The sequence below is a fragment of the Streptomyces sp. CNZ301 genome (assembly GCF_004217425.1).
The window spans coordinates 109,781-135,596 of record NZ_SHLG01000002.1 but is presented as its reverse complement, the minus strand read 5'-3'; the positions used below and the strand labels follow the sequence as shown (position 1 = coordinate 135,596).

The 25,816-nt window shown below is 68.7% G+C and carries 21 protein-coding genes, 1 tRNA gene and 1 pseudogene; 5 read left to right on the top strand and 18 right to left on the bottom strand.

The window, feature by feature from the left end; translation table 11 throughout:
* The first annotated feature begins 16 nt into the window (after positions 1 to 16).
* Positions 17 to 1,189 carry a helix-turn-helix domain-containing protein gene (locus tag EV375_RS24780; protein ID WP_130302183.1) on the top strand — a complete coding sequence of 391 codons (1,173 nt, stop codon included), beginning with the start codon at positions 17 to 19 and terminating at the stop codon, positions 1,187 to 1,189.
* Positions 1,190 to 1,734: 545 nt separating this feature from the next.
* Here the strand turns inward: EV375_RS24780 and EV375_RS24770 are convergent.
* The 12 genes from EV375_RS24770 to EV375_RS24715 all read right to left on the bottom strand — a co-directional run bounded on the left by EV375_RS24770 (position 1,735) and on the right by EV375_RS24715 (position 14,570).
* A complete protein-coding gene (locus tag EV375_RS24770; RefSeq protein ID WP_130302182.1) occupies positions 1,735 to 2,565 on the bottom strand; it encodes a sugar phosphate isomerase/epimerase family protein in 831 nt (276 codons plus the stop codon).
* Positions 2,562 to 3,722 (bottom strand): dihydrodipicolinate synthase family protein, encoded by a 1,161-nt coding sequence (locus tag EV375_RS24765; protein WP_130302181.1) that lies wholly within the window; start codon positions 3,720 to 3,722, stop codon positions 2,562 to 2,564. Before EV375_RS24765 ends, EV375_RS24770 begins: the two co-directional genes overlap by 4 nt.
* Positions 3,719 to 4,870, bottom strand: coding sequence for a Gfo/Idh/MocA family protein (locus tag EV375_RS24760; RefSeq protein ID WP_130302180.1), 1,152 nt, complete (start codon positions 4,868 to 4,870; stop codon positions 3,719 to 3,721). Before EV375_RS24760 ends, EV375_RS24765 begins: the two co-directional genes overlap by 4 nt.
* Before the next feature lie 109 nt (positions 4,871 to 4,979).
* Positions 4,980 to 5,861: a carbohydrate ABC transporter permease gene (locus tag EV375_RS24755; protein WP_130302179.1), complete on the bottom strand. Its 882-nt coding sequence runs from the start codon at positions 5,859 to 5,861 to the stop codon at positions 4,980 to 4,982.
* Entirely contained in the window at positions 5,858 to 6,805 is a 948-nt protein-coding gene (locus EV375_RS24750; RefSeq protein ID WP_207228430.1) for a carbohydrate ABC transporter permease, read from the bottom strand. The genes EV375_RS24755 and EV375_RS24750 overlap by 4 nt, the downstream gene beginning before the upstream one ends.
* Complete coding sequence (locus EV375_RS24745) at positions 6,802 to 8,082, bottom strand: extracellular solute-binding protein (RefSeq protein WP_130302178.1); 1,281 nt, start codon at positions 8,080 to 8,082, stop codon at positions 6,802 to 6,804. The genes EV375_RS24750 and EV375_RS24745 overlap by 4 nt, the downstream gene beginning before the upstream one ends.
* 80 nt (positions 8,083 to 8,162) lie before the next feature.
* Positions 8,163 to 8,981 (bottom strand): cupin domain-containing protein, encoded by an 819-nt coding sequence (locus EV375_RS24740; RefSeq protein ID WP_130302177.1) that lies wholly within the window; start codon positions 8,979 to 8,981, stop codon positions 8,163 to 8,165.
* A gap of 5 nt (positions 8,982 to 8,986) precedes the next feature.
* The gene (locus EV375_RS24735) at positions 8,987 to 9,922 is read right to left on the bottom strand and encodes a DUF6807 domain-containing protein (RefSeq protein WP_130302176.1); all 936 of its coding nucleotides are present in this window, start codon (positions 9,920 to 9,922) and stop codon (positions 8,987 to 8,989) included.
* Positions 9,919 to 11,061, bottom strand: a complete 1,143-nt coding sequence (locus EV375_RS24730) for a Gfo/Idh/MocA family protein (RefSeq protein WP_130302175.1) — start codon at positions 11,059 to 11,061, stop codon at positions 9,919 to 9,921. Before EV375_RS24730 ends, EV375_RS24735 begins: the two co-directional genes overlap by 4 nt.
* 900 nt (positions 11,062 to 11,961) lie before the next feature.
* Positions 11,962 to 12,543 carry an ATP-binding protein gene (locus EV375_RS24725; RefSeq protein WP_130302174.1) on the bottom strand — a complete coding sequence of 194 codons (582 nt, stop codon included), beginning with the start codon at positions 12,541 to 12,543 and terminating at the stop codon, positions 11,962 to 11,964.
* Positions 12,540 to 13,847, bottom strand: coding sequence for an MFS transporter (locus tag EV375_RS24720; protein ID WP_130302173.1), 1,308 nt, complete (start codon positions 13,845 to 13,847; stop codon positions 12,540 to 12,542). The genes EV375_RS24725 and EV375_RS24720 overlap by 4 nt, the downstream gene beginning before the upstream one ends.
* 75 nt (positions 13,848 to 13,922) lie before the next feature.
* Positions 13,923 to 14,570 (bottom strand): bifunctional 4-hydroxy-2-oxoglutarate aldolase/2-dehydro-3-deoxy-phosphogluconate aldolase, encoded by a 648-nt coding sequence (locus EV375_RS24715; RefSeq protein ID WP_130302172.1) that lies wholly within the window; start codon positions 14,568 to 14,570, stop codon positions 13,923 to 13,925.
* Between the two features lie 103 nt (positions 14,571 to 14,673).
* Here EV375_RS24715 and EV375_RS24710 point away from each other — a divergent pair, with 103 nt between their 5' ends.
* On the top strand, positions 14,674 to 15,489 hold the full coding sequence (locus EV375_RS24710; protein WP_130302171.1) for a DeoR/GlpR family DNA-binding transcription regulator: 816 nt from the start codon (positions 14,674 to 14,676) through the stop codon (positions 15,487 to 15,489).
* 395 nt (positions 15,490 to 15,884) lie between these two features.
* Here EV375_RS24710 and EV375_RS29940 read toward each other — a convergent pair.
* From EV375_RS29940 to EV375_RS24695, 4 genes and pseudogenes are all read right to left on the bottom strand, one after another.
* A pseudogene (locus tag EV375_RS29940) lies at positions 15,885 to 16,050 on the bottom strand (IS5/IS1182 family transposase); the annotation flags it as partial.
* A 51-nt stretch (positions 16,051 to 16,101) separates the two neighbouring features.
* Positions 16,102 to 16,800, bottom strand: a complete 699-nt coding sequence (locus tag EV375_RS24705; RefSeq protein WP_130302170.1) for a restriction endonuclease — start codon at positions 16,798 to 16,800, stop codon at positions 16,102 to 16,104.
* A complete protein-coding gene (locus tag EV375_RS24700; RefSeq protein WP_130302169.1) occupies positions 16,797 to 17,147 on the bottom strand; it encodes a hypothetical protein in 351 nt (116 codons plus the stop codon). The genes EV375_RS24705 and EV375_RS24700 overlap by 4 nt, the downstream gene beginning before the upstream one ends.
* Before the next feature lie 1,955 nt (positions 17,148 to 19,102).
* Positions 19,103 to 19,176: transfer RNA gene (locus tag EV375_RS24695), tRNA-Pro, on the bottom strand.
* A gap of 181 nt (positions 19,177 to 19,357) precedes the next feature.
* Between EV375_RS24695 and EV375_RS24690 the strand changes: the two genes are divergently transcribed.
* The 3 genes from EV375_RS24690 (at position 19,358) to EV375_RS24680 (ending at position 23,431) form a co-directional block, all read left to right on the top strand.
* Complete coding sequence (locus EV375_RS24690; RefSeq protein WP_165434841.1) at positions 19,358 to 20,743, top strand: NAD(P)/FAD-dependent oxidoreductase; 1,386 nt, start codon at positions 19,358 to 19,360, stop codon at positions 20,741 to 20,743.
* A gap of 269 nt (positions 20,744 to 21,012) precedes the next feature.
* Positions 21,013 to 22,080, top strand: a complete 1,068-nt coding sequence (locus EV375_RS24685; RefSeq protein WP_130302167.1) for a glycosyltransferase family 2 protein — start codon at positions 21,013 to 21,015, stop codon at positions 22,078 to 22,080.
* A gap of 328 nt (positions 22,081 to 22,408) precedes the next feature.
* Positions 22,409 to 23,431: an NAD-dependent epimerase/dehydratase family protein gene (locus EV375_RS24680; RefSeq protein WP_130302166.1), complete on the top strand. Its 1,023-nt coding sequence runs from the start codon at positions 22,409 to 22,411 to the stop codon at positions 23,429 to 23,431.
* 234 nt (positions 23,432 to 23,665) lie between these two features.
* Here EV375_RS24680 and EV375_RS29935 read toward each other — a convergent pair whose 3' ends face one another.
* Both EV375_RS29935 and EV375_RS24670 read right to left on the bottom strand, forming a co-directional pair.
* Complete coding sequence (locus EV375_RS29935) at positions 23,666 to 24,934, bottom strand: sensor histidine kinase (protein ID WP_486588788.1); 1,269 nt, start codon at positions 24,932 to 24,934, stop codon at positions 23,666 to 23,668.
* Complete coding sequence (locus EV375_RS24670) at positions 24,927 to 25,706, bottom strand: response regulator transcription factor (protein ID WP_130302165.1); 780 nt, start codon at positions 25,704 to 25,706, stop codon at positions 24,927 to 24,929. Before EV375_RS24670 ends, EV375_RS29935 begins: the two co-directional genes overlap by 8 nt.
* Positions 25,707 to 25,816 lie beyond the last annotated feature (110 nt).

The window sequence follows — 25,816 nt, the reverse complement described above, 5'->3', positions numbered from 1 at the left end:
AGGGAACCGAACGTCCATGACATGGGAGATCCCCGCCGACGCCACCCCCGATGCGCAGCTGCCCTGCCCGGAGGACCTCGCCCGGCGGGCGAGCCGGGAAGCGCGCGGCGTGCCGGCGCATCTCCTGGACGGCTACCCGGACATGCTGGCGAGGGTCAGCACGGGCGGGCAGCTCGGCCAGGAGGAGCTCCGGCGGCTGCGGGACATCGGTGCCCGCGCGGCCGAGCAGGACGTGCCCATGCGTGGCGTCATCGACCTCTACCTGAGTGCGACGTGGCTCGCCTGGCCCTCGTTGCCCGGTGTGCAGGCAACCGCGGGCGCGAGCGCGCTGCGCCACATCGGTGAGGCGGTCTTCCGTGCCGCCGACGCTGTCATCACGGCGGTGACGGAAGGGTACGAGGAGGCACAACGCTGGTCGCTGCGCCGGGAGGAGTCGTTCCGGCGCGAGTTCGTCGACGACCTGCTGGACGGGCGCAGGCTGGAGACCCTCCCAGAACGTGCCGAACGGTACGGCCTGCGGCTCGCGGGCAGCTATGTGGTGGTCGTGGCGGCTGGCCCGGAGCTGTTTGTCGACGGCGGTCCGGTGACCCGCCAGATGGAGTCCGTCATCGACCGCCCCACGACGAGCAGGGACGTCCTCGTGACGACCAAGAACGGTCTGCTGGTGTGCATTGCGCCCGACGCGCGCGGGGCGGTGGAGGAGTTCGTCAGCCGGGTCACGGAGATGCTGAGGCCGGACGACCGCTGGCGGATCGGCATCGGCCGCCCACAGCGTGGACCCGGTGGTGCCGTGCGCTCCTTCGAGCAGGCCAGGCAAGCGCTGCACATCGCCCAGAGCCTGCAACTGCCCGGTCACATACACCTGGCGTCCGAACTGCTCGTCTATCAGGTGCTGATCCGTGACAGGGCCGCGCTCGCCGACCTCGTCGAAGTCGTCCTGGAGCCGTTGCGCAGGGCACGCACCCGTCCGGACACACTGTTGAACACCTTGTCGGCGTACTTCGAAGCCGGCCGGGTAGCGACTGCCGCGGCGCAGAAGCTGCACGTCGGAGTGCGGACCGTGACCTACCGCCTCAACCGGATCGAGGCGTTGACCGGGTACTCGGCGTTCGACCCGCAACAGAGCTTCACCCTGCAGGTTGCCGTGCTCGGGGCACAGCTGCTCGGCTGGCCAGGGGAGGACTCCTGACCCGCATGCGGCCCTCACCGACGGCGAGTGCGCCCACCTCGGGGTGCCGGTCGCCACCGTGCTGTCCTCCGGGTTCGCCGAAGACGGCGAGGAAGGTCGCGAACGGGAGGACCGTCTCCGTGCCGCCGCCGCGGGCAGGTCCGCGTGGTGGGGCCGAGCAGTCTGGGAGTCGTCAATCCCCGCAGTGGCGTGATGCTCACCGGCAACGCAGCGTTCGCAGAGCCCGACACCCCGCGCGGCGGGATATTCGTCGCCTCACAGTCGGGCAGCGTCATCGGCGCCCTCGTCTCCCGTGCACGGGGGCGGGGCGTCGGCTTCGCGGGCCTTGTCGCCCACCGTCGCGCATTGAGTGGCTGCGGCAGGGGAAGCCGGAACGACCGCCCTGGGCCCAGGCCGTTGTTCTGGGCGTGGTTCGGGTGATCTGACGGGTGCCGAGCGCGAAGCTGCCCCAGCAGGTCCAGGCAGGGTGACGCGGCAGGTGAGATCGACCTGCGGCGCCGCATGTACGGAACTGCTCGAAGCCGACAGTCCCTGCGGTCCAGAGATCACAGCACGTAGGTCCGGTAGCGGTCGGCGATCTCCGCGAGGACCTCCGCACCGTCGCGCGCCCACAGCCCCGGGTTGAAGATCTCGACCTCGAGCGGCCCGCGATATCCGGCAGCGTCCACGCGTTTGCGGAACCAGTGCAGGTCGATGCACCCGTCGCCCAGCTGTCCCCGCCCCAGCAGCACGCCGTGCGGAAGGGGTGTGATCCAGTCGGCGAGTTGGAAGGCCGCGATCCGGCCGCCGGCGCCGGCGCGCGCGATCTGTTCCGCCACCGTGTCGTCCCACCACACGTGGTAGCTGTCCACGACCACGCCGACCTGGGTGGCCGGGAAGCGCTCGGCCAGGTCGAGCGCTTGGGCGAGAGTGGAGACGACGCAGCGGTCGGCGGCGTACATGGGGTGCAGCGGCTCGACGGCGAGCCGCACGCCGTGCTCGGCTGCGTACGGGGCCAGTTCGGACAGAGCGTCGGCGACGCGCTCCCGGGCGCCGTGCAGGTCCAGGCTGCCCGACGGCAGGCCGCCGGAGACCAGGACGAGGGTGTCGGTGCCGAGCGCGGCCGCCTCGTCGATCGCCGCACGGTTGTCGGCCAGCGCCTCCCGGCGCCGGCCGGGGTCGACCGCCGTGAAGAAACCGCCCCGGCAAAGGGACGTGACCTTCAGCCCCGCGTCCCGGACGAGTCGTGCCGCGGCCTTGACGCCGTGTTGCCGGACCGGTTCCCTCCACAGGCCCACGCCGGGGACGCCGGCCTTCGCGCAGCCCTCGACCAGCTCCGGCAGCGACCACTGCCTGATGGTCTCCTGATTGAGGCTCAGCCTTGCCAGATCGTTCACTGCGTCCCCCCGTACACCGTGAGCAGCTGCTTCATGCGGGTTTCGGCCAGCACGGGGTCCGGGAACAGGCCGAGGCCGTCGGCGAGTTCGTAGGCCCGCGCCAGGTGCGGCAGCGAGCGGGCCGACTGCAGGCCGCCGACCATGGCGAAGTGGTCCTGGTGTCCGGCCAGCCAGGCCAGGAACACCACTCCCGTCTTGTAGAAGCGGGTGGGCGCCTGAAACAGGTGCCGGGACAGCGCGACGGTCGGGTCGAGCAGGGCGCGGAACCCCTGCGTGTCGCCGGTGTCGAGAAGGCGCACGGCATCGGCGGCCAGCGGCCCCAGCGGGTCGAAGATGCCGAGCAGGGCGTGGCTGAAGCCGCGCTCGTCGCCCTCGATGAGTGCCGGGTAGTTGAAGTCGTCGCCGGTATAGCAGCGCACGCCCTTGGGGAGCCGGCGGCGCAGGCCGATCTCGCGCTGGGAGTCCAGCAGTGAGACCTTGACGCCGTCGACTTTCTCGGGGTGGTCGGCGATGACGGCGAGGAAGGTCTCGGTGGCGCTGTCGAGGTCCTCGCTGCCCCAGTAGCCGGTGAGCACCGGGTCGAACATGGGGCCGAGCCAATGGAGGATGACGGGCTCAGATGCCTGCCGCAGCAGATGTCCGTAGATCTCCTGGTAGTCCTCCGGACCCTTTGCCCGGGCCGCGAGTGCGCGCGAGGCCATGAGGACGACCTGCGCGCCCGTCCCCTCCACGAGTGCGAGCTGTTCCTCGTACGCGGCCCGCACCTCGGCCAGGCCGGCCGCGTCGTCGGAAGTGAGCTGGTCGGTGCCCGCGCCACAGGCGATCCGGCCGCCGACGGCCTTCGCCTCGGCGGCGGAGCGGCGGATGAGCTCGGCGGCGCCGGCCCAGTTCAGGCCCATGCCGCGCTGTGCGGTGTCCATTGCCTCGGCGACCCCGAGCCCGTGTGACCACAGGTGCCGGCGGAAGGCGAGGGTGGCGTCCCAGTCGAGGGCCGCGGGGCCGTCGGGGGTGGTGTCGGCGCACGGGTCGGCGACCACGTGGGCAGCGGAGAAGACGGTGCGGGAGGCGAGCGGTGCGCCCCCGCCGCCGAAGTGGGCGGGCTCCCGCCGCGGTTCGTACGTCCGAAGGGTGCCCTGGCCGTCGGGGAGGCGAATCACAGAGTCGGCTCCGGGACGTCCAGGCGGCGGCCCTCCGCCGAGGACCGCAGGCCCAGCTGGGCGAGCTGCACGCCGCGCGCGCCCGCGAGCAGGTCCCAGTGCCAGGGCTCGTCCAACGCGACATGACGCAGGAACAGTTCCCACTGCGCCTTGAAGCCGTTGTCGAAGTCGTCGTTGTCCGGGACCTGTTGCCACTGGTCGCGGAAGGACTCGGTGACCGGCAGATCCGGGTTCCAGACCGGCATGGGGGTCGCGGAGCGGTGCTGCACGCGGCAGGTCCGCAGGCCCGCGACTGCCGAGCCCTCGGTGCCGTCGACTTGGAACTCGACCAGCTCGTCGCGGGCGACGCGGACCGCCCAGGAGGAGTTGATCTGCGCGAGGACCCCGCCCTCCAGCTGGAAGGTGCCGTATGCGGCGTCGTCGGCAGTCGCCTGGTACGGCTTGCCCCGCTCGTCCCAGCGGGTCGGGATGTGGGTGGCGACCTGTGCCTGGACGGAAGTGACCCGGCCGAACAGCTCGTGCAGCACGTACTCCCAGTGCGGGAACATGTCGACCACGATGCCGCCGCCGTCCTCCGCGCGATAGTTCCACGACGGTCGCTGGGCGGGCTGCCAGTCGCCCTCGAAGACCCAGTAGCCGAATTCGCCGCGCACCGAGAGGATCCGTCCGAAGAACCCGCTGTCGATGAGCCGCTTGAGCTTGCGCAGGCCGGGGAGGAAGATCTTGTCCTGGACGACGCCGTGCTTGATGCGGGCCTTGTGCGCGAGCCGCGCCAGCTCCAGCGCACCCTCCAGTCCGGTGGCCGTCGGCTTCTCGCAGTACAGGTGCTTGCCGGCGGCGACGGCCTTCTTGACCGCATCCTCGCGGGCGGAGGTGACCTGGGCGTCGAAGTAGATGTCGACGGACGGGTCGGCGAGCACCCCGTCGAGGTCGGTGGACCAGTGCTCCAGACCGTGCCGGTCGGCGAGTTCCCGGAGTGCATGTGCGCGGCGGCCGACGAGGATCGGCTCCGGCCACAACGCGGTGCCGTCGCCGAGGTCGACCCCACCCTGCTCGCGGATGGCGAGCACGGAGCGTACGAGGTGCTGGCGGTAGCCCATGCGGCCGGTCACGCCGTTCATGGCGATCCGCACCGTCTTGCGTGTCACGTCTGTGGTTCCTCTCGTCTCGGTAAGCGCTTTCTCAGCGTTCACGCTGTCTCGTCGCGCAGTCTTTTCTCTGGAGTTCATTGGTGGGTGAAGTGGTTGTTCCCAGCGGTTACTTCAGGCCGGTGCTGGCGATGCCGCGGACGATGTGGCGCTGCAGCACGAGGAAGATGATCACGACTGGGAGCATGCTGACCACGGACATGGCCAGGATGTAGTTGAACGGTGCGACGAGCTGGCTGTTGAACTGGGCCAGCGCCACGGGCAGCGTGTACTTCGCCTGGTCCTGGCTGATGAGCAGGGGCCAGAGGAAGTCGTTCCATCGCCACATCACCGAGAAGATCGTCACGACAGCGATGGCGGCGCCGCACAGGGGAACCACGATCCGGGCGAAGATGCGGAACTCTCCGGCGCCGTCGATCCGTGCCGCGGCGATGAGATCGTCGGGGATGGTGAGCATGTACTGACGCAGCAGGAACACCCCGGTCGGGGTGGCGGCGGGCGGGATGATCAGCCCCCACAGCGAGTTCACCATCCCCAGCTGCGCGGCCATCTGGTACACGGGGATGAAGATCAGCTGCAGTGGGATCATGATGGTCCCGAGCACGATCAGGAAGAGCACGTTCCTGCCGCGGAAGTTGTACTTGGCGAGGCCATAGGCGCACATCGTGTTGATGACGACGGTGAGCAGGGTCGCCCCCACGGTCACGATGATGCTGTTCCTGAGGTAGAGGCCGAAGTCGAAGGAGTTCAGCGCCCCGGTGTAGTTCTCCGTACGGAGCGAGGAGGGCAGCAGCTCCGGCGGGTATTGGGCAAGCTCGCTCTGCGACTTGAAGGACGACAGCACCGCCCAGACGACGGGTGCCAGCACCAGGATGGACAGGCCGATCAGTACGGCGTAGGTGATGACGCGCCCTGCCGTCGGGGTGGGGCTGCCGCCGATCGAGGTCCAGCGCCGGGCGCCCCGGGAGCCGCGTCGGGCCGACAGGCTCATGCTGACTCCTTCCGCTGGTTGTACAGGTAGTTGATCACTGTCAGTGCGAACACGGTGCAGAAGAGGACCACGGCTGCGGCAGCGGCGATGCCGTACTGGATCGGGGACTGGAAGGCGTGCTGGTAGATGTACTGGATCATCAGCGTGGTCGCTCCGACCGGGCCCCCGCCGGTGAGCGTCCAGATGTAGTCGAACGCCTGGAATCCGGCGATGAGGCTGAGAATCACCACGACCATCGTGGTCGGCCGCAGCAGCGGCAGCGTGATGTGCCTCAACTGCTGCCAGACCGAGGCGCCGTCCATCCGGGCGGCCTCGTAGTACGCGGGGTCGATGCCCTGCAGCCCGGCCAGGATGATGAGGATGTAGAAGCCGACGTGCATCCACAGGCCGACGAAGATCACCACTGCCATGGTCAGGGTGCCGTTGACGAGCCAGCCGGGCTGACCCCAACCCGCGGCGTCGAGGAGCGCGTTGAGCAGCCCGTTCTTCCGCTCGAAGATCCATCCCCAGATCAGGCCGACCACGACGGGAGAGATCACGACTGGGAGGAAGAACACGGTGCGGAAGAAGGCCAGTCCCTTGATCTTCTGGTTGAGCAGCAGGGCGAGCCCGATCGACACGACGGTGGTGAGCGTCACGAAGGACACGGCGAAGACTGCGGTATGCCGGGCCGCGTCCCAGAACTCGGCCTCGCTGAGCAATTCTCGGTAGTTGTCGCCGCCGGCGTAGGTGAAGTCGCGCCCGTTGCGGCTGTCGTACAAGCTGATGTTGAAGTTGTTGATCGCTGGATAGACGACGAACAGACCGAAGATCAGCATGTTCGGCAGGACGAACAGGTAGGGCGCCACCCGCTGGTTCCACGGCTTGACGGTCCTCCGGCGGCCGGAGGGCGGCCGGGTGCGGCCGGCCGGCTGCTGGGGGACGGAGCGGGTCGTCAAGGTCACTTGGCGTCCTTGAGCGTCTTCTGCGCTGCCGCGCGGATTGCCTTGAGTGCCTCCTCGGGTGAACTGTCGTCGGTGAGCACCTTGCTCAGTTCCTTGACGGTCGCGTCGGCGGTGGGCTGGAACGCCGGGCTGTAGGCATTGGCGTAGGCCGCCTGCGGGGTGCGCTTCACGTCGTCGAGGAAGATCTGCATATCGGCGTCGTGCGCCGGATACTTGACTCCGGAGGAGTTCAGATCCTTGCGGGTGGGCAGGAAGTTGGCTTCCTTCGCCAACTTCTCCTGAGACTCCGTGGAGTTCATGAAGGCGATGAAGTCCGCCGCCAGCTTCTGCCGCTCGCTCTGCTTGAACGAGACCATGAACTTGCCGCCCGGGAAGCCGCCGCACTCTTCCTCGCAGGGGTTCGGCGCGGCGGCCCAGTCGAACTTGGCGTCCTTGGCGAAGGCGCTGACCTGCCAGTTCCCGCTGAGGTACACCGGGGTCTGCTGAGCGAGGAAGATCTCGTTGGCTGCCTTGTACTTCGTCCCGGCCTGCAGCCACAGGTCCCGGGGCATCGTTCCGGAGGTGTTGAGCTCGGCGAAGCGCTTCACCGCAGCCGTCGCCTTCCCCGTGCCCGCTGCCGGCTTCGCACCCGTCTTGTCGAAGTAGCCCGTGCCGTACTGGCTGAGCATGGTCGCGAAGCGGTGACCGGAGACGTCCATGGAGATCGCGTACCGGGTCTTGTTCGCGGCCTGTACTTTCTCGGCGGCCTTGACCATCTCGTCCCAGGTCCAGGGATCATCCGGGTCCGGGAGGGGCACGCCGGCCTTCTTGAACTGGCCCACGTTGACCAGCGGGCCGTTCATGGTGAGGTCGCTGGGCACGGCGAGCATTTCCCCGCCCTTTCCCGTGACGTAGGAGTCGGTCCCCTCGAGGAACTTCCCCTTCAGCGCCTGCTTCTGGAACTTGTTCAAGTCGAGCAGATCGCCACGGAACGGGTCGATGCTCGTCAGCCGGGCCACATCCGGTGCGTTGCTTCCCGACAGCCGTGCCTGCAGCCGCTGCTCAAGGTTGTCGAAGGGAACGATCTGCAGATTGACCTTGACACCTGTCTTCTTCTCGTACTCGGAGATCAGATCGCGGGTCGCCTGCTCGTCCGGGCCGTCGGTGAAGTAGAGATAAGTCAGCGTCTTGCCGCCGGTCTGCTCGGCCCCGCTGTCGTCCGACCCGCTGCCGGGCGCGCAAGAGGCGAGGAGGGCGGCTGCCGCTACTACCACGAGCGGCTTGGATATGGATTTCATGCGACAACTACCTCCAGAATGAACGCCGTTGGCTCGTATCGACGAAGCCCCGACGGCCGGATGAAGAGTTCGGATACAGGTCACTCGCCGTAGTACGGCAGGGTGGTGCCGGGCAGTTCGTACTCGTCGCGGCGCCCGCACATGCCGTAGCCGCCGCGCCGGGTCGGGTTTGCGCTCCCGACCCGGGCCCGGGCGAGGTGCGCGGGGTCGCCTGCGGTGAGTGCTTCCATCTGGGCGCCGGTGCGCTGAGCGGTGGCCAGCGCACCGGCCCGCCAAAGCGTCTCCCAGCGGGGGAGCTTGGGAGCGACGAGCCGGGCCGCCGCGCTGTAGAAGTCGAGAAGAGGGCCCGTGTCACCCTCCTTGAGGGCCTCCCGCAGCGTGAGATAACCCTCGACGGCGAGGTCGCGGCGCCGCCTCGCGGCGTGCGCGGGCTCCGCCCCCGCCTCCGTCGAGTCGCGCCTGCCGGGCTGCGGCGAGGCCGCCGGTGCGGGGCCGGCCCGCGTCCCGTCGGCGCGCGGAAGTCCTGCGGCGGCCGCGTACCGCTCGGGGTCGGCCAGTACCTCAGGGGGGAAGGTGAAGACCGCGTCGCCCGCCTCCGGCAGGCCGCTGTTCTGCATCAGCACCGTCACCCGCAGACCGTCGCGCTGCACCATGCGGTGCACCGTGCCGGGCGTGAACCAGACCACCGCGCCCGGCTCCAGCTCCGTCTCCCGGTAGCCGTCCGGGGTCAGCGTCTGGACGGCGCCGCGGCCCGCGGTGACGACGTACGCCTCCGTGCAGACCAGATGCGCGTGCGGGCTGCCGCCGCACACCCCGTCCGCCGCCTCCCACTCGTAGGCGCTGATGTGCGACAGGCCGACCGCACCGGGCAGCGGCAGGGGCAGCAGCTCCTCCGTCATGGCGTTCACCACCCGTGGGACTTGAGGTAGGAGGCGATCCGGTCGCGGTCCCAGGCGCCGTCCGCGAAGACCACCCGGTAGCGGTAGGAGAAGCTCTCTCCCGGCGGTAGCCCGAACTCCTCGAAGAAGGCCCAGGAGAAGGCGACGGTCGGGATGGGCTCGGACCGGACGAACCAGTGGGAGGTGTGGATCGCGTCCGCGTTCTCCGGCGCATGCGAGAAGATCAGCGTGCTGTGGGCGTCCGTCGCGTCGTGCTCTCCGGTGAAGGCCAGCCACGGTGCCTGCTCGCCCATCATGTCGGCGGCGCCGTCCTCCCCGTCGCCGCCGCGGCCGTCCGGACCGAGGACGGCGCCACCGGTGAAGTCGCGGGGCCCGCGCCAGTGCAGCCCGGTGTAGCCGGCCAGCTCCCGGCCGGCGGTGGCGGGGGAGCCGAACTGCAGTGGTGCCGAGCGGGTGTTGGTGAGCTGAATGGACCAGTCCAGCGCCCATGCGTCCTCGTCCGGCTCGACGGAGTGCACAGTGACGGTGCGCAGCTCCCGGGCCCATTCCTCACCGGCGTTCTCGATCCACGTCAGCCGCTCGGTGAAGCTCAGCCGCTCGTCCGTCACCTCGAAGGCATCGAAGCCGTCGTGCCGCATCCGGCCGATCCATTCGTGGATCGGCACATAGCCCTCGCCGTGGACGTAGGAGTGACCGCCCCAGAAGTTCTGGCCGGACAGATGGCTCGCGGTCATCTGCAGGCCCTTGTGCCAGCGGTGGTCGTGGGGGCGGTAGCCGGATACCGGGCTGCCGGACAGGGTGCGCAGGGGGTGGGCGTACGGCTTGCGGGCCTCGTAGGCCTCCGGATCGGGCCGGTATACGTACGACATCAGCTCGATGCCGTCGTGGGCGACCGAGATCCGCTCGCCGTGGGTGTGGGTGACGGTGACCGGCGCACTCATGTCGTCTTCTCCTTGGTCTTCGCCGTGGCCGGCGGGGCCCAGTCGGGGTGGTTGCCGTGCAGCGCCGTGTAGTACGGGTCGCCGGGCACGATCTCGCCTGCGCGCACCGGCAGTCCGGTGAAGGCCGCCTTGTAGAGGGCGGTGACGAACTCCAGGGTCCGGCGGGCATCTTGACCACCGCCGGGCGGGCGCGTCCCGGCGCGCATCGCCTCGAGGAGGCCGCCGAGCTGGGCGGCGTGCGAGCTGGGAAGGTCGGCGGCGGGAGTGCGCCAGGCCAGGGTGCGGGCAGCCTCGGTGGCGACGTGCGGGGCCGGGGTGTAGACCCAGTCGTCATTGGAGTGCCCGTAGAGGTGGGTGAGTTCGACGGTCGCATCCGAGCAGTCGATGCGGATGCGGCTGACCTCGTCGGGTGAGAGCACGCTGTTGACGACGGTGGCCATCGCCCCGTTGGCGAAGCGCACCAGGGCGGTGGACACGTCCTCGCTCTCCACGTCGTGCACCAGACGTCCGGCCATCGCCCGTATCTCGGTCCAGTCGCCGAGCAGATGCAGCAGCAGATCCATCTGGTGGATTCCATGGCCCATGGCCGGGCCTCCACCCTCCGTGGACCAGCGGCCGCGCCAGTGGACGGCATAGTAAGCGCTATCTCGATACCATGTTGTCTGGCAGTGTGCGACGCGCGGGGCGCCGAGTTCGCCGGACGTGAGCAGCTTGCGGGCGTGGACTGCTCCGGAGCCGTAGCGGTGCTGGAAGACGACCGCGGCGTACGGTCCGCCATCCTGCTCCGCCGAGGCGATCTCGTCGTACTCGGCGAGCGAAAGGCACAGCGGTTTCTCGCACAGCACCCATGCACCGGAGCGCAGCGCGGCGATCGTCTGCTTGCGGTGGAAAGCGGGAGGTGTGCCGATGAATACCAGGTCAGGCAGTTGTTCCGACAGCATCGCTTCGAGTCCGGTATACCCCGCGACGTTCTCACCCGCCTCCTGGAGGAAGGCGTCGAGCCGCCCCTGATCCACGTCGACGGCGGCGACCAACTCGACGTCGCCGGCGCGGTCCCTCAGTGCGGGCAGATGACTGCCGCTGACGATGGCGCCTGTGCCGACGACGGCGGCTCGGACGCGTGGGAGTGCTGCGGACACGAAGGTATACTCCTTCAGTGGCGATGGAAAGCGCTTACTAAGCGCGGACACTAAACACCGCAACTCGCCAGGACAAGGGCCGTGCACAACAAATTTCGCGCCGCCGCTCGATCCGGGCGGGTGAGAGCATGCGTTCAAGGGAGCGGGCAGTCGCCCCCGCGCCCGACCACCCGTGATCCGGAGGAAGTGATGGCAGCGACCGAACTGATGGTCCGCGCCTCCACAGGCCCGCCACCCGCACCCTGAGAAGAAGCGGACGCCGGCACGGTCCCAAGCTCGATACCCGAGCGGACCGCCCGTACGGCCTCGGCCACCTTGAAGCGCTCTGCTCGGCCCCTTCCGCGGCCCTCTGGAGCGCATCGCTTCCGCGGAGTGTCGTCGCTTGCAGCCCCAAGACCCCGTGGTCCCCCGCACGTTCCGGCACGATCGGGGTTCGGGCTCCGCCTGGACAAGGGATGACCAGCCCAGGTTCAAGTTCCCCTGAAGGGCCGTCGACATGACGGATGCGGATTCTCTCTTCGCCTGCCGAGAGCCGTCGCGGACGGCTGTCGCCCTCCGGCGCTTCCACGGAGCACCGACCAGTCAGCGCAGGGGCGATCGGTGCCTGCCGACCGGCCCGCGCCGACGGCCACGCGGCGCACGGCTCGCGATGCCTGTCCCGCGCAGAGCTTTGGAGACCAACTACGCAGGCACCGTTGGGAGATCGAGAGCTTCATGTGACGACCAGAGCCGCGACTCTCTTCTCGTACTTGTCCCGCTGTGTCACTACCGCAGACCCCGGCCTCCCTCAGCGGAGCCGGCGTCCCCCGTGACTTCCTGCCGGGGGACAGGGCGGGGTGCCGGCAAGCAGGGCCGGGCCGTCGGGCACCGGCCCCGATCCGTATGGCCATACGCCCCTCGTCAGGTCAGGCTGTCCAGGGCGCGGGCCACCGCGTCCGCCGCCACGCCCTCGGCCCGGTTGTCGAACACCAGCCGACGGCCGCCCGTCCAGAGGCACTTGTTCTCCTGCGCCTTCTTCCAGAAGGTGTCCCAGTCGGCGAGTTTGGACAGGTCCCGGGCGTAGCCGCGGGCACGGACCCGCTCGCGGGCCGTCTCCGAGTCCACGTGGACCTGCACGATCACGGGCTCGACGTGACGTGGCCAGGAGTGCCGTTCGGCCACCTCCTCCAGGTACCCGGGCCTGGAGAAGTAGCGGCCGAACGGAGCGTCCAGGACGACCGGCCGGCCCACCGTCTGATTGTCCCTGGCCAGGTCCAGGAGCGTGAGGTACTCGAGGTCCATCACCCTGGACTGGTAGTACGGATTGAGGTCGCGTTGGGCCGGGTCCGTGCCGGCGAGGTCGAGCAGTGCTTCGGTGAGCCTCGTGCAGGCGGTGTCCTTGTCGAGGTAGGCAGCGCCGGACAACTCGGCGAGCAGCCGGGACACGCTGGTCTTCCCGGACCCGGCCGGCCCGATCACGAAGAAGGCACGGAGAGCGCTCATGCCCGGCGCTCCTTGACGAAGAACTGGTAGGAGACGGCACCGACGAGCAGCAATGCGCCGCCGACCAGGAAGACCAGGGTGTAGCTGTTGCCAGTGGCGTCGAGGATGGCGCCGGTGACCATCGGTGCCAGCGCGGCGCCGAGGAATCCGCCGAAGTTCTGGATGGCGCCCAGTGAAGCCACCTGGTGCGGCTCCGCGATGTCCGACGCGAGGGTCCACAGGCAGCCCGTCGGCACCTGCGCGGCGAAATAGCCGACGGACAGCAGGGCGATGGCGAGCGGGGTGCTCTCGATGTATGCGACGGGAATCACCGCCGCAGCCGCCAGCACCGCGCCCCCGACGATGGGCACCTTGCGGGAGGCGACCGCGGAGAAACCCCGTCGGATCAGACGGCCGGACAGGAGACCGCCGAAGAGGACGCCGACGATGCCGCAGAGGTAGGGCAGGGAGGACAGCCAGCCGGTCTCAGAGAGGCTGAAACCGCGAGAGGTCTCCAGGTAGCTGGGCAGCCAGGTCAGGTAGACCCACACCGTGTAGAAGATGCCGAAAGCACCGAGCATCATGAACCAGGTGTTGGGCTGCCGGAACAGCGTTCCCCAACCAGCCTTCTTCTCATAGGAGTCGGCGCGGGCCTCCGCTGTCGCCTGCGCCGCCTCCTCACCCTTGATCAGCGCCTGCTCGCGCAGGGTGGGATCCCGGTAGATGCGCAGCCACACCAGCATGACGATGATGCCGAGCGCGCCCACGGTGAGGAACATGCCGCGCCACCCGAACGCCAGCATCAGGACGGTGAGCAGCGGCGGGGCGATGGCGTTGGCTATCTGTGACCCAGTGTTGACGATCGAGACCGGCAGGGCGCGCTCGTTCTTGGCGAACCACCGCTCATTGACCTTGAGACTGGCGGTGAAGAACGGGGACTCGGTGACACCGAGGGCTACCCGGCCCGCGTAGAGCAGGCCGAAGTTGTGCGCGGCCGCCGTGACCATCGTCATCAGCGACCAGAGGCCGGCCGCCCAGGCGTACATACGCTTGGGGCCGAAGCGGTCGACGAGGTAGCCGGCCGGGAGGTTGGCGATGGCGTAGGGCCAGGAGAAGGCCGCGAGCAGCAGCCCCATCTCGGTGGCGCTCAGGCCGAACTCGTCGGCGATGGTCGTGTTGGCGATGCTCAGGGTGGCGCGGTCGAGGTAGTTGACCACACCGCCGATCACCAGGAGGGCCACCAGGACCCAGCGGATGCGGATCGACTTCCACGGATCGATGCCGCTTGCGTCGAGTGATGGGGACGTGAGGGCCTGCTGGGCCATGGGGAGCTCCTTGAGATGACCAGCGTGCGGGTTGGGGAGGGGAGGGGTGAGCGGAGGGGTGTAGCGGCGGGGTTGTCAGGCCCGCGCGCCTTCGATTGCGCGCAGGGTGGTGGCGGCGGCCTCGGTGACACGGGCGTAGTCGCCGTCGGTCCGAGCGGCCTTCGTCACGAAGCTGCCGACTCCGACGGCGACGACGCCGGCGTCGAACCATTCCTTGACGTTGTCGGGGGTGACGCCCCCAGTGGGCATCAGTGGCGCCTGCGGGAGCGGGGCGCGGACCGTGCGGACGTACTCAGGCCCGACGAACTCGGCCGGGAAGAGCTTCACGATGTCGGCGCCCGCCTGCAACGTGTCGACGATCTCCGACGGAGAGAAGGCCCCGCTGACGGTGACGGCCTGGTAGCGATTGGCCGTCACGAGCATCGCCGGGTTGAGGTTGGGACTGACCAGCAGCCGCGCCCCCGCCGAGACACAGGCGTTGGCCGTCTGCTCGTCCAGCACCGTGCCGGCGCCGACGACGACCCCGTCGTCGCCGTAGCGCTCGGTGAGCGTCGAGATCACGCCCAGCGCGCCCGGCACCGAGAGGGTGATTTCCAGCGCCCGGATACCGCCTTCGATCGCTGCTTCCGAGACGGCCAGGGCCTCTTCGGCGCTGTCCAGGCGGACGATCAGCAGGGCGCCCGTGCTGCTGATCGTTTCCAGAGCGTTAAACTTTGTCACCATGGCGGCACACCGTAGAACACGGATTCACATTTTGTCACGCCCCGCGTAACGCGAAGCTAGGCTGGTGCCGATCCGTACTGAGGCTTCGAGGAGACGAGACGCAGTGAGCAGTGCCGACCGGGCACCCCTGATCCCCGAGCAACGCCATCAGGAACTGTTGCGCCTGCTGCAGAGCAGCGGAGTACTCAGCATCCGCCACCTGACCACTGCGCTGAACGTCTCCCATATGACAGTGCGCCGGGACATCGCGGCACTGGAGAAGAACGGCCGGGTGGTCTCGGTGCAGGGTGGGGTCCGTCTCGCGGACAGGACCGGCCACGCACCGCCCCGCGAGCGCGCGTCGCGGGCGGCGCTGGAAATGACCCGCAAGCGCGCCATCGCCGAGACCGCCGCGGGGCTCGTCGAGGACGGCATGGTCATCTTCCTCGACGCGGGGACGACCTGTCAGTCGGTGGTGCCGTTCCTTGCCGCCGGCCAGGACCTCACCGTCGTCACCAACGACTTCCATGCAGCGCTGGCGTTGTGCGACCTGCCGTCCGTGCACGCCGTCCACACCGGTGGTGAGGTGGACGCGGCGAGCGGGTCGAGCAGTGGACCGCTCGCCGCCCGGACGATCGGCACGCTGAACATCGACCTCTGCTTCCTCAGCGCCGGCTCCTGGGACCTGACCCACGGTGTCACCAGCCACTCCACCGAGAAGGTGCTGCTCAAGCAGACGGTGATGGAGGCCGCCTCCTCTGTCGCGCTGCTCGCCGACAGCACGAAGTGGGGCACCGTCGAGCGGTTCAGGGTCACAGCCCTCGACCGGCTCGACACCGTGGTGACCGACGCGGGCCTGCCCACCGAGGTCGGCGACCGGATCATGCAAGAGGGCCCGGCCGTGCTGCGGCCGGACCTGGAATGCGACAGTGACCGGTAACGCGGCGTCCACCGGAAGGACAGGGCGGATGAACGACGAGCAGATCGCGGTAGTCGTTAACGCGGTTCGGAGCGCCCACGGCGCTCGTCGTATCGTTCAAGCGAGCCGGGGTTGTCCGGCCACGCACACAGCGTGTGGTCCTCAAATGGTCCCCGCATGCTGTGGCTTCTGATGCTTGCCGGCCAGCTCGGTTCGTGAAGTCCACAGCGACCCCATGTCATTGAGCCCTCCGCTCGAATGGTCCCTGACGGTCGTTCACGAAGAGCGACGAGCGTCCTCGGCTCTTGGTCGCGGCTCAAGTACGCGAACGCGCCGCAGGCCTTGCCGACATCGCCGAGCGCTTCGGAATCCGCGTCGACCAGAGCGGATCGCGCGTCCGCTTGCCCGGTCGGGCCTTTCGCCGTCACGTCGGCGGAGTCGAGCACGACGAGGCTCACGTCGATCAGGGCTGGCGTCGTCGAGCCGGTGCGAAAGCGCTGCGTGCAGGCGCCCCATCCCGGCGCGCGACCAGCTTACGAACTGTCGGTGAGCTGTCGATGTCGAGATCGGGACTGATGCAGGGGCCGGTGACACTGTCACCTATACGTGCATCAGTCCCCCAACACCGTGGCACTAGTGCAATGTGGTTGACCTACCCGGAGGCGGCACCGCCCGCAGAATGTCCCACAGCGGTTGTCCGCTCGCAGCCCACTCGCCAAGCAAGCGGCGGTCGACTAGGTGCAGCCGTTGCGACTTGGCCAGTGGGGGGCAGCCGGAGGTGAAGCCGCCGTTCGTGACCAGGACTACGACGTCTGCGCCGTGGAGTTGGCGCGCGGTGCCATTCAGAACGTGCAGGTCCGGGGTTCCGACCGGGGAGCCAGCCATGCCCTTGCGACGATGCTTGGCCTGAATCACCCAGCGGCGCCCGAAGGGGTCGGTGGCCTTCACGTCTGCGCCGTTGTCGCCCGCGCCACCGACCTGCACTGCGTCGGTGCAGCCGTCCCGTTTCATCAGGTCTCGTATGGCGTGCTCGAACTCCCGGTGATGCAGTGAGTCCAGCTGGCTGATGGCGTACCGGAGGCTGCGGGCTCGGACCTGCTCCCACTGCGCCTTCTGCTGCCGCTGGTGATGCCAGCCGCCCAGCAGGGCCGCGCTGGCGACGACGGCCACCAGGAGTATCCAGGGGTGCTCACGGATCCAGTTGACCACCGCGACGAACAGCGTGATGGCCGCGACAGCCGCCACGCCAAAGGCGATCACCTGTGCCTCGGCGCTCTGTTGCCGCCTGCTCTTACGCCGCGGGTGGCGCCGTTGCGGCGGTCGGCGGCTCATCGATCGCTGCCGTTGGTCATGAAGTGGATCGGGTATGACACGGAGGCTCGCGGGGCGGGCTTCCGTTCTACTTCTGGGAAGCGGATCGGGTAGGTCACCGGCTTCTGAGGCTGCGGCTTCACTGACCGGCCACTGTCGCTGAACCTGATCGGATAGGTCGCTGTCTTCTGGGGCCGCGGCGATTGCTGGCTTCCAGTTGCCGTGTTGGTGGTGCCGTTGCCTATGCCGACGATCGTCATCGCCGCCACGGCCAGTAACGCCATCTCGTGGCGCGCTCCCGCTGCCCATCGATAGTGCCCGCGAACGTGGGTCCCGTCTGCCCTCACATAGGGCTCGATGTATGGCATGGCTGCCTCTCCTCCATGGTCGGTCACCGAACTGCCCATGAAAGCAGCTGGCACTGACAGTCAGTCAGCAGACGATCACGTCAAGTGAAACCGGTGAGGTGCATGCGAATGGTGGGCAGCGTGCGCCATGTTGAGTAGCCAGGTTGATCGACGGCGTGGGCTGGTGGCTTCCGCCGGGTCAAACGTGATGCGAACGTGTAGAGGTGAGCACCTATGCCGACGTCACGCGGAGCCCGGCAGCTCGCAGACTTGCCACTGCCACCGGCACGGGAAAGTTCGGCTTTGCCGCCTTCCCCCTGGCAACGGTGTTGCTGGCTCACGGCGAGTCGGTTCGTTCATGGACGCGGGGCTGGCTGCTGGAGTCTGGGGTATCGGTGGGACGTTGACGGCCCCGGTCCGGGGGTTCCTCGTGGATCGCTACGGACCCCGTATCCCCCTACTTTGCTCACGTCGGTCACCGTCCTCGCTGTCGCGGGACTGGCCGCAGCGTCGGGCACGACTGCGTTGGTCATCTTCGGGGCGGTTGCCGGCGCGAGTGCGCCTCCGATCGTTGCGAGCATTCGGCCGCTCTGGAAAGAATCCGTCCGTCGCGGAATGCAGACGGAACTCCTCGCCATCGGAGACATCAAAGTCCGCGAGCGATACAGGACTCTGCTGACTTAGCCAGTCCTGAATGTAGCCTGGCCTCTGCAGCCGCCCATTCAAAGCATGACGGGCGGGCCTTGCCTGCTGATGAAAGCGCCGCGCCCCAGCCTCTTTTGCTGCGTCCACCGAACGTTTCGGACGGGCGGGATGCTGGGGTAGGAAGAATACTCAGCGTCTCCATGACCCTTTTCCCACCGGAGGATAACCAACCGTGGAGCTACGACCCTGGAGTCGAAGAAGCTTTGGCGGGTTTATCTGCGCCAGGGTGGTGTCGAATTCCAATCGGTAGTGAACTATGCGATCATCAAGCGGGCAGTGGATCTTTCCACTTCGCTCCTGGAAGGTTATCCGGCCGTTCGGGTCACGGCCCCCCGATTCAATCGGTGGTTGCACAACCTCGGCCTCCCATATAGCCGCAACGCGCTGCAGGGAGCGAGTCTCACAGATTACACGGAACCCAGAGCGCTTGACTTTGCTTACACGTGCCCATGCCAGCTGTTCTCGGCGCGCGAGCGCGCGGAGCTTCTCGCTCCAAGTCAACTGAGGAATGCGAAATTCGGGATAGGCGAATTGGTTGCGCGTAAACAAATTGTGGATATTTATCCAGTCACTTTTTGGCCTCCGGTCGATCCATTCGAAAGATGCCTCCTTTGAAGGACCCAAGACAGCCTCGCCTAGCTCTGCCTCTGCCCCATCAATGGTGAAGACAGATTGATTTCGGTGCGTGTAGTGCGTGGTTCTGCCTGACTTCGGGTGATCTCGACAGCTCAACAAGAGCTCTCTAGGGAGATTGTTAACGAGGCGGCCGCGTATGACCACTTCGAGGTCGTCAGCGTCCTCTTGTCGTGCACAGCGCCTTGCCTCCGCCCCTAGAAGGCCATCCAAAGGGCGAGCTGTGGCGGGGCGATACTGGATCTCCGTCAGGAAGAGGTCTAGGGGTGGTGTCCTCTCAGCCTTGGCGGACTCGTAGGCGACCTGACTTGTCTTGAGTGTCAGGTTCAATGCCTTACGGGCGGCATTGGCGGAACGCCGTACGAAGAAGACTGAGGCGAGAGCGACGCCCGGAGAGGCGAAAGCGAGAAGGTCTCGCCACGTCATCAATCCTCCAGAGGTGAGGTGGGTTCGAACTCCTACCTGGGTGCTGTCTGAGGGAGTTGTCGCGAACGCCCAGTCAGGTAGCCGCTCAGTCGCGTTGTGTCGGCGGGGTGGCAAGAGACGCACTGCTTGGCGCAGTCACGCAGTTAGTCACGCAGACACGTCAAGGGGCTGCATCCCTTTAGGGAAACAGCCCCTCACCTGCGGTTTTTCTGTCGGGACGGCGGGATTTGAACCCACGACCCCTTGACCCCCAGTCAAGTGCGCTACCAAACTGCGCCACGTCCCGGTGCCCGTTCGGCTCGGGGTTGTTGCCCGCGCCGCTCGCGCACGAAGAACAATACATGACGTGCGGAGGTGCCCGCGCACCCGTATCGGGCCGTGCAGGGCGAGTGGTCCGGGTTTGGGCGGGAGGGCCTTGGGAACTGCGGCAGCGTCCGCGACGCTACCCGAGGTCTGGAGTGCCACCAGTGAGCCGGTCCCGCATTGTCATCGTCGGAGCTGGATTCGCCGGATATGAGGCAGCGAGGCGGCTCTCGCGCAAGTTCCGCGGGGATGCGGAGATCGTTCTCGTCAACCCGAACGACTACTTCCTCTACCTGCCCATGCTTCCGCAGGTCTCCGCGGGCGTACTGGAGCCCCGCCGGGTGTCGGTGTCGCTGGCGGGCACCCTGCGCGGGGTGCGGCTCGTGCTCGGCGAGGTGGACGGGGTCGACCTGGAGTCGCGGAAGATCACGTACGTGGACCCGGAGGGCAACGGAGGCGAGCTGGGCTACGACCGGCTCGTGCTGACCGTGGGCAGTGTGAACAAGCTGCTGCCCATTCCAGGGGTCGCCGAGTACGCCCATGGCTTCCGGGGCATACCTGAGGCGCTGTATCTGCGCGATCACATCACGCGGCAGATCGAGATGGCGACTTCGGAGGAGGACCCCGCTGAAAGCGACGCCCGCTGCACCTTCGTTGTCGTCGGCGCGGGCTACACGGGGACGGAAGTCGCCGCGCACGGAAAGCTTTTCACCGATTCGCTCGCCAAGCAGCACCGCAAGGCCGGCAACGGGCTGCGAGGTGACCGGCTGCCCCGCTGGATGCTCCTCGACGTCGCCCCCCGTGTGCTGCCGGGGCTCGACGAGCGCCTGTCGAAGACGGCGCACCGTGTGCTGACCAAGCGGGGCGTGGAGGTCCGGACGGGGACGTCGGTGAAGGAGGCGACGAAGGAGGGAGTCCTCCTGGACGACGGGGAGTTCGTCAGGACGCGGTCACTGATCTGGTGTGTCGGTGTGCGGCCCGACCCGCTGGTGGAGGATACGGGGCTGCCTTCGGACGAGGGCCGGTTGTGCGTCGACGAGTACCTTCAGGTGCCGGGCCATCCTGAGGTGTACTCGTGCGGTGATGCCGCCGCGGTGCCGGACCTGACGAGGCCGGGTGAGTACACGCCGATGACCGGGCAGCACGCCGTTCGGCAGGGGAAGACGGCGGCGGACAACGTGGCGGCGTCGTTCGGATACGGCAAGCGGCGCCCCTACAAGCACAACGACCTGGGCTTCACGGTGGATCTCGGCGGAGTCCAGGCGGCCGCGAATCCGCTCGGGGTGCCGCTGGCCGGCCCTCTGGCCAATGCGGTGACGCGTGCCTATCACTTGGCTGCGCTGCCCGGGAATCGCGTGCGTGTGGCTGCCGACTGGCTGCTGGACGCGCTGCTGCCGCGTCAGGCCGCCCAGTTGGGCCTGGTGAGGTCGTGGTCGGTGCCGCTGGAGTCGTCGTCGCCGGAGTTGGCGCACTCCCCGGAGCGGTCCGAGGGGGCGGAGGGGCGGCGGACAGCCGGCCGCGACGCTCGCGGCAACCCCACTCAGGGGTGAGAGAGCTGTCCACAAGTCGGCCGTCGCACACAGAAAGTAGCGGCTCAGAACTTTGAGTGGTCAGCGCGGGCTAGCTTGTCTTCCGTGCTCGGCGAGAGGCGCCGGGACATGTGCGAAGAGGAGGAGCCCATGCACGGGGGGCTGCCGTTCATCGGTGTCAGCGTGCTGGTGTACGGAGTGGTCGGAGCCGTCGTCATAGTGCGCGCGGCCCTGCGGCGGTGCCGGCGGGCGAGCCCTGCCGCACCCGCGACGGCGCAGGGGGTGAGCGCGTGGTCCGCAGCGTCACGGTGATCATCCCGGCGCACGACGAGGAAGAGGGCCTGCCCGCGACCTTGGAGTCGGTGCTGCGGCAGTCGGTACCGCCGCAGCAGGTCATCGTGGTGGACGACGCCTCCCGGGACCGGACCGGCGACGTGGCACGCGCTTACGGCGTCTCCGTGCTGCGCCCGCCGCAGAATCTCGGCAGCAAGGCCCGGGCGCAGAACTACGCCTTGCCGCACTGCTCAGGTGATCTGGTGCTCGCGGTCGACGCCGACACGGTGCTGGCGAGGGACTACATCGAGCGGATCCTTCCAGCGTTCGACGAGCCTGACGTCGTCGTCGCCGCGGGCAATGTTCAGACGCGGTTCGCGCGGACGGTGTGGGAACGCGGCCGCTCCGTGGAGTATCTCTTCGGCTTCCACTGGCACCGGCCCATTCAGCAGCGCGCCAACAGCCCCATGGTGTGCTCTGGTTGCTGCTCCGTCTTCCGCAGGGAGGCGCTGGTGGAATTCGGCGGCTTCCCGGAGCGGACGATCGTGGAGGACATGGACTTCACCTGGTCACAGCAGATCGCGGGACGTCGTGCGCGCTACGTCGGTGACGCCGTCGCCTGGGCGGCGGACCCGGAGACCCTACTCTACTTGCGCAAGCAGGTGTGGCGGTGGATGGCGGGCTTCTGCCAGAACGTGCGCCTGCATACCGGGCAGTTGCTGCGCAGGAAACCGATACTCGCTGTGTGGGTGCTGCTGGCCATACTGGAGATCCTCACCGCGCCCCTCTGGTGGAGTGCGCCGTTCGTTCTGACGCTGGGCATGGGACGTCCTGCTCTGCCCACCGTGCTGTGGTGGCTGGGCGCGGAGCTGGTCTTCACGCTGCCGCCTCTGGTCTACGCGGCACGAAGACGCCAACTCCCGCTGGGGCGTGTGCTGTTGAACATTCCCTGTGTCTATCCGGCCAAGATCGTGAACCTGCTCTACGCGTGGAAGGCCGTCGCGGTGGAACTCGTGCTCGTTCCACTGAGGCTCTCGCGCGGTTTGACCGTCTACGAGAAGGGGAGGGGGCCTGCGGTCGTGTGAGCCGGTGCGCTTCATCCGTCGACTATGGGGTCCGGATTCCGGCGGTGGTCTCACCGGAGAGCCCGCACCGTCGCCACGGCGCCCGGGGGCCGTGGCGATGCGCCAACCCCTCGAAGGGAGAGGCGCGGCCCAAGGTGGAACGGTACTCGTCGGTGGGACCGAGTGGCTGAGGGGCCCGGCGGGTGCGGTGAACAGAGTGCCGCCTCGACGTACAAGATGCATGTGCGTTGATCGCCTCAGCGGCGTAGGTGTCTGAGCGGACCTTACGGAATGCTGACATGCGTCGCGGTTCGGCCGGTCAGGGATCTTGCCGCCGTAGCGTGGTCCCATGCGCGTACTGGTGACAGGCGGTTCAGGGTTCATCGGGTCCCACATCGTGACCGTGCTCGAGGCCGCGGGCCATGAGCCAGTGGTCTTCGACAGGGCGGCGGCAGCCGGGATCCGAGCAGACGTACGGGACCCGGCGGCCGTCAGGGAGGCTCTGAGAGGAGCCGACGCGGTGTGTCACCAGTCCGCGATGGTGGGACTGGGCAAGGGCTTCGCTGATGCATCCGCGTACGTGAGCTCCAACGACCTCGGTACCGCCGTGCTCCTTGAACAGATGGCCGATGCCGGGGTGCACAGGCTGGCCCTGGCCGGGTCGATGGTGGTGTACGGGGAGGGGAGGTACAGCTGCTCCGTCCACGGGGTGGTGCGGCCCGGTCCCCGGTCCGTAGCGGACCTGGACAGCGGGCGGTTCGAGCCTCCCTGCCCGCTGTGCGGCGCCGCGCTCGACCCCGAACTCGTCGAGGAGGACGCGCCGGCAGACCCGCGCAACGTGTACGCCACGACGAAGCTGGCGCAGGAGCACCTGGCGGCCGCGTGGGCACGTGCCACCGGCGGCCGTGTCATCAGCCTGCGCTACCACAACGTCTACGGAGACGGGATGCCGCGTGACACTCCCTACGCGGGGGTGGCCTCGTTCTTCCGCTCGGCATTGGAACGGGGCGAGGCCCCACAGGTGTACGAAGACGGCGCGCAGCGTCGCGACTTCGTCCACGTCGATGATGTGGCGGCGGCGAACGTTGTCGCGCTCGAGGCCCTCGAGGGCCTGCCGGGCGGGGGGCTGCGCGCGTACAACACCGGAAGCGGCCGGCCCCACACCGTGGGGGAGATGGCCCACGCCCTGGCAGAGGCGTTCGGCGGGCCGAAGCCGGAGGTGACGGGGGAGTACCGTCTGGGCGACGTACGGCACATCACTGCGTCCTCCGAACGCTTCCGCCGTGAGCTGGGCTGGAGTGCGCGCGTGCCCTTTGCGGAGGGAATGGCCCGGTTCGCGAAGGACGAACTGGCCGCTCCCGTTCGCCCCTAGCCCGCGGGCTCCTGCAAGGGCGGCGGCACCCGTGACGTGAACGGCAGCCGCCGCGACGCGCTTGCTCCTCTCACATGCGGCGGGTCTGTCGCGCCAGGGCGGGCCTGTCACCACGGCCCGCCCTGGCGTGCCAAGCTGCCGCCGCGGTTAACGGGACGCGCCTGCCGTCGCGGGCCCTCTCCGGTCACTGCCGGGCCAGAGGGACCGGCTGAGCCGGCGTCCCCTCCGGGCACGTCAGCGAGCGGCCGGGAGCATGACGTCGAAGCGGCAGCCGCCCGGCACATTGCGTACAGCGGCGCGCCCCTCGTGGGCCTCGACGATGCCGCGGACGATGGCCAGCCCGAGGCCCGCGCCGCCCGGCGGCGTACGGGCGTCGGTGCCGCGCCAGCCGGTGTCGAAGACACGCGGAAGGTCTTCCGGGGGGATCCCGCCGCAGCCGTCGGTGACCGACAGCACCACCGAGTCCTCGACCTGTCTCGCGGTCACGGCAACCGTGCCGTCGGCGGGAGTGCGCCGGATGGCGTTGACGAGGAGGTTGGCCAGCACGCGGGACATCTCCTTGCCGTCCACCTCCATCGGGACCTGCTCGACGCCGGCCGCGGCCAGCCGCACCCCCAGTTCACCGGCGAGCGCGTCGGCTCCGGCGAGGGCGTCGCTGACGAGGTCGTACGCGGAGATGCGAGTCGGCGACAGTGTGAGCGAACCGGCCTGGATGCGGGAGAGTTCGAAGAGGTCGCCGACCATGCCGGAGAGCCTCTCGACCTCCCCGCGTATCTGCCGGTGATAGCGGGCCGGGTCCGCGGCGATTCCGTCCTCCAGAGCCTCGGCCATCGCACGCAGCCCGGCCAGGGGCGACCGCAGGTCGTGCGAGATCCACGCGACCAGTTCCCGCCGTGAGGCCTCCAGGGCGCGCTCGCGTTCGCGGGAGCGTGCCAGCCTTGCGCTGGAGTCCGCCAACTGCCGGGACAGCGAGGCGAGTTCTGCCGGCATCGGTGTGGCGGGCTGCACGAATCCGCCGACGCCGGGACCGGCCCCGTCCTCCCCGGCCCCGGTGGTGCCCTCGGCCTCGGACCGACTGCCGCTCCCGCCACCGGGCGGCGCGCCCGCCCAGGTTGCCCGGCCGGATTCACCGACCGCGGCGAATCCGCCGGTGCTTCCGCCGTCTCCGGCTCCGCCCGCCTCGCCCAGCGCGCGCGCCGCCTGCTCCAGCGCACGGTGCCCTCCGATCACCCACCGGCCGAGCAGCAGGGCGGTGGCCGTCGCGGTCACGCCCGCCATCACGCACACCGTCGTGATCACGCCCAGGTCGTGCTTGTTGAGAAACATCGCCCACGCCACCGACAAGGTCCCGGCGAGCACCGAACCCACGGCCACGGCGGTGAGTACGGCGAGCGACACGGCCACCGACCGGCGCCGCAGCGCGCGCAGTGCGAGCAGTCCGGCCAGTCCGACGCCCGCGGCTCCCAGCGCCGCGTAGAGCGCGATCAGCAGCAGGTCACGCATCGCGGCCTCCGCCGTCGCCGACGCCCCCTCCGCCGGCGTCCCGGCGCCCGCCAACGTCAGCGGCGGCCCCGCCGCCGTCGTCGAAGCGGTAGCCGACGCCCCACACCGTCGTGATCAGCCGGGGGTGCGCGGGATCGGCCTCGACCTTGTGCCGCAGGCGCCGCACGTGCACGGTCACTGTCGACAGGTCGCCGAAGTCCCAGCCCCACACGTCTGCCATGAGCTGCTCCCGGCTGAAGGCCCGTCCCGGATGGCGCAGGAAATGCGCGAGCAGGTCGAACTCACGGAGCGTCAGCGACAGGGGCCCGCGTGCGTCGAAGACCGAACGGGCAGCCGGATCAAGGGTGATGCCGCCACCCGTGAGCAACTGGCCCTCCGGCGACGGTGCTCCCGCTCGGCGCAGCACCGACTCGATACGCAGTACCAGTTCGCGCGGGGAGAACGGCTTGGTGACGTAGTCGTCCGCCCCGACCTCGAGGCCGAGGATGCGGTCCTCCTCGTCGCCTCGTGCCGTCAGCATGACGACGGGCACCGGCCCCTGCCGGCGCAGCTGCCTGCACACCTGGAGGCCGTCCAGCCCCGGCAGCATCAGATCCAGCACGACCAGGTCGGGCGGCGCGGCCTGCGCCCTGGACAACGCGTCGACGCCGTCGGCCGCGCGGTCGACGACGAAACCGGAGCGGTCGAGATAGCCGGCCACCACTTCCGTGACGGTCGGGTCGTCGTCCACGACAAGGACCCTGCGGGCCGCGGCCGAAGGCTGTGTTCGCATACGGCGAGTCTGGCACCGGACCGGCGGCAGAGACCCGGCCGAGGTGTGGCCGGGGTGCGGATGTCAGCCTTCCGTAAGGTGCGTCGATCCCATATGTCCGGTATGGGTTC

Coding starts and splice junctions, on each gene's coding strand:
- EV375_RS24780 (WP_130302183.1), top strand. CDS start 17: ATGACATGGGAGATCCCCGCCGACGCCACCCCCGATGCGCAGCTGCCC.
- EV375_RS24755 (WP_130302179.1), bottom strand. CDS start 5,861: ATGAGCCTGTCGGCCCGACGCGGCTCCCGGGGCGCCCGGCGCTGGACC.
- EV375_RS24745 (WP_130302178.1), bottom strand. CDS start 8,082: ATGAAATCCATATCCAAGCCGCTCGTGGTAGTAGCGGCAGCCGCCCTC.
- EV375_RS24740 (WP_130302177.1), bottom strand. CDS start 8,981: ATGACGGAGGAGCTGCTGCCCCTGCCGCTGCCCGGTGCGGTCGGCCTG.
- EV375_RS24735 (WP_130302176.1), bottom strand. CDS start 9,922: ATGAGTGCGCCGGTCACCGTCACCCACACCCACGGCGAGCGGATCTCG.
- EV375_RS24725 (WP_130302174.1), bottom strand. CDS start 12,543: ATGAGCGCTCTCCGTGCCTTCTTCGTGATCGGGCCGGCCGGGTCCGGG.
- EV375_RS24720 (WP_130302173.1), bottom strand. CDS start 13,847: ATGGCCCAGCAGGCCCTCACGTCCCCATCACTCGACGCAAGCGGCATC.
- EV375_RS24715 (WP_130302172.1), bottom strand. CDS start 14,570: ATGGTGACAAAGTTTAACGCTCTGGAAACGATCAGCAGCACGGGCGCC.
- EV375_RS24705 (WP_130302170.1), bottom strand. CDS start 16,800: ATGAGCCGCCGACCGCCGCAACGGCGCCACCCGCGGCGTAAGAGCAGG.
- EV375_RS24700 (WP_130302169.1), bottom strand. CDS start 17,147: ATGCCATACATCGAGCCCTATGTGAGGGCAGACGGGACCCACGTTCGC.
- EV375_RS24680 (WP_130302166.1), top strand. CDS start 22,409: ATGCGCGTACTGGTGACAGGCGGTTCAGGGTTCATCGGGTCCCACATC.
- EV375_RS29935 (WP_486588788.1), bottom strand. CDS start 24,934: ATGCGTGACCTGCTGCTGATCGCGCTCTACGCGGCGCTGGGAGCCGCG.
- EV375_RS24670 (WP_130302165.1), bottom strand. CDS start 25,706: ATGCGAACACAGCCTTCGGCCGCGGCCCGCAGGGTCCTTGTCGTGGAC.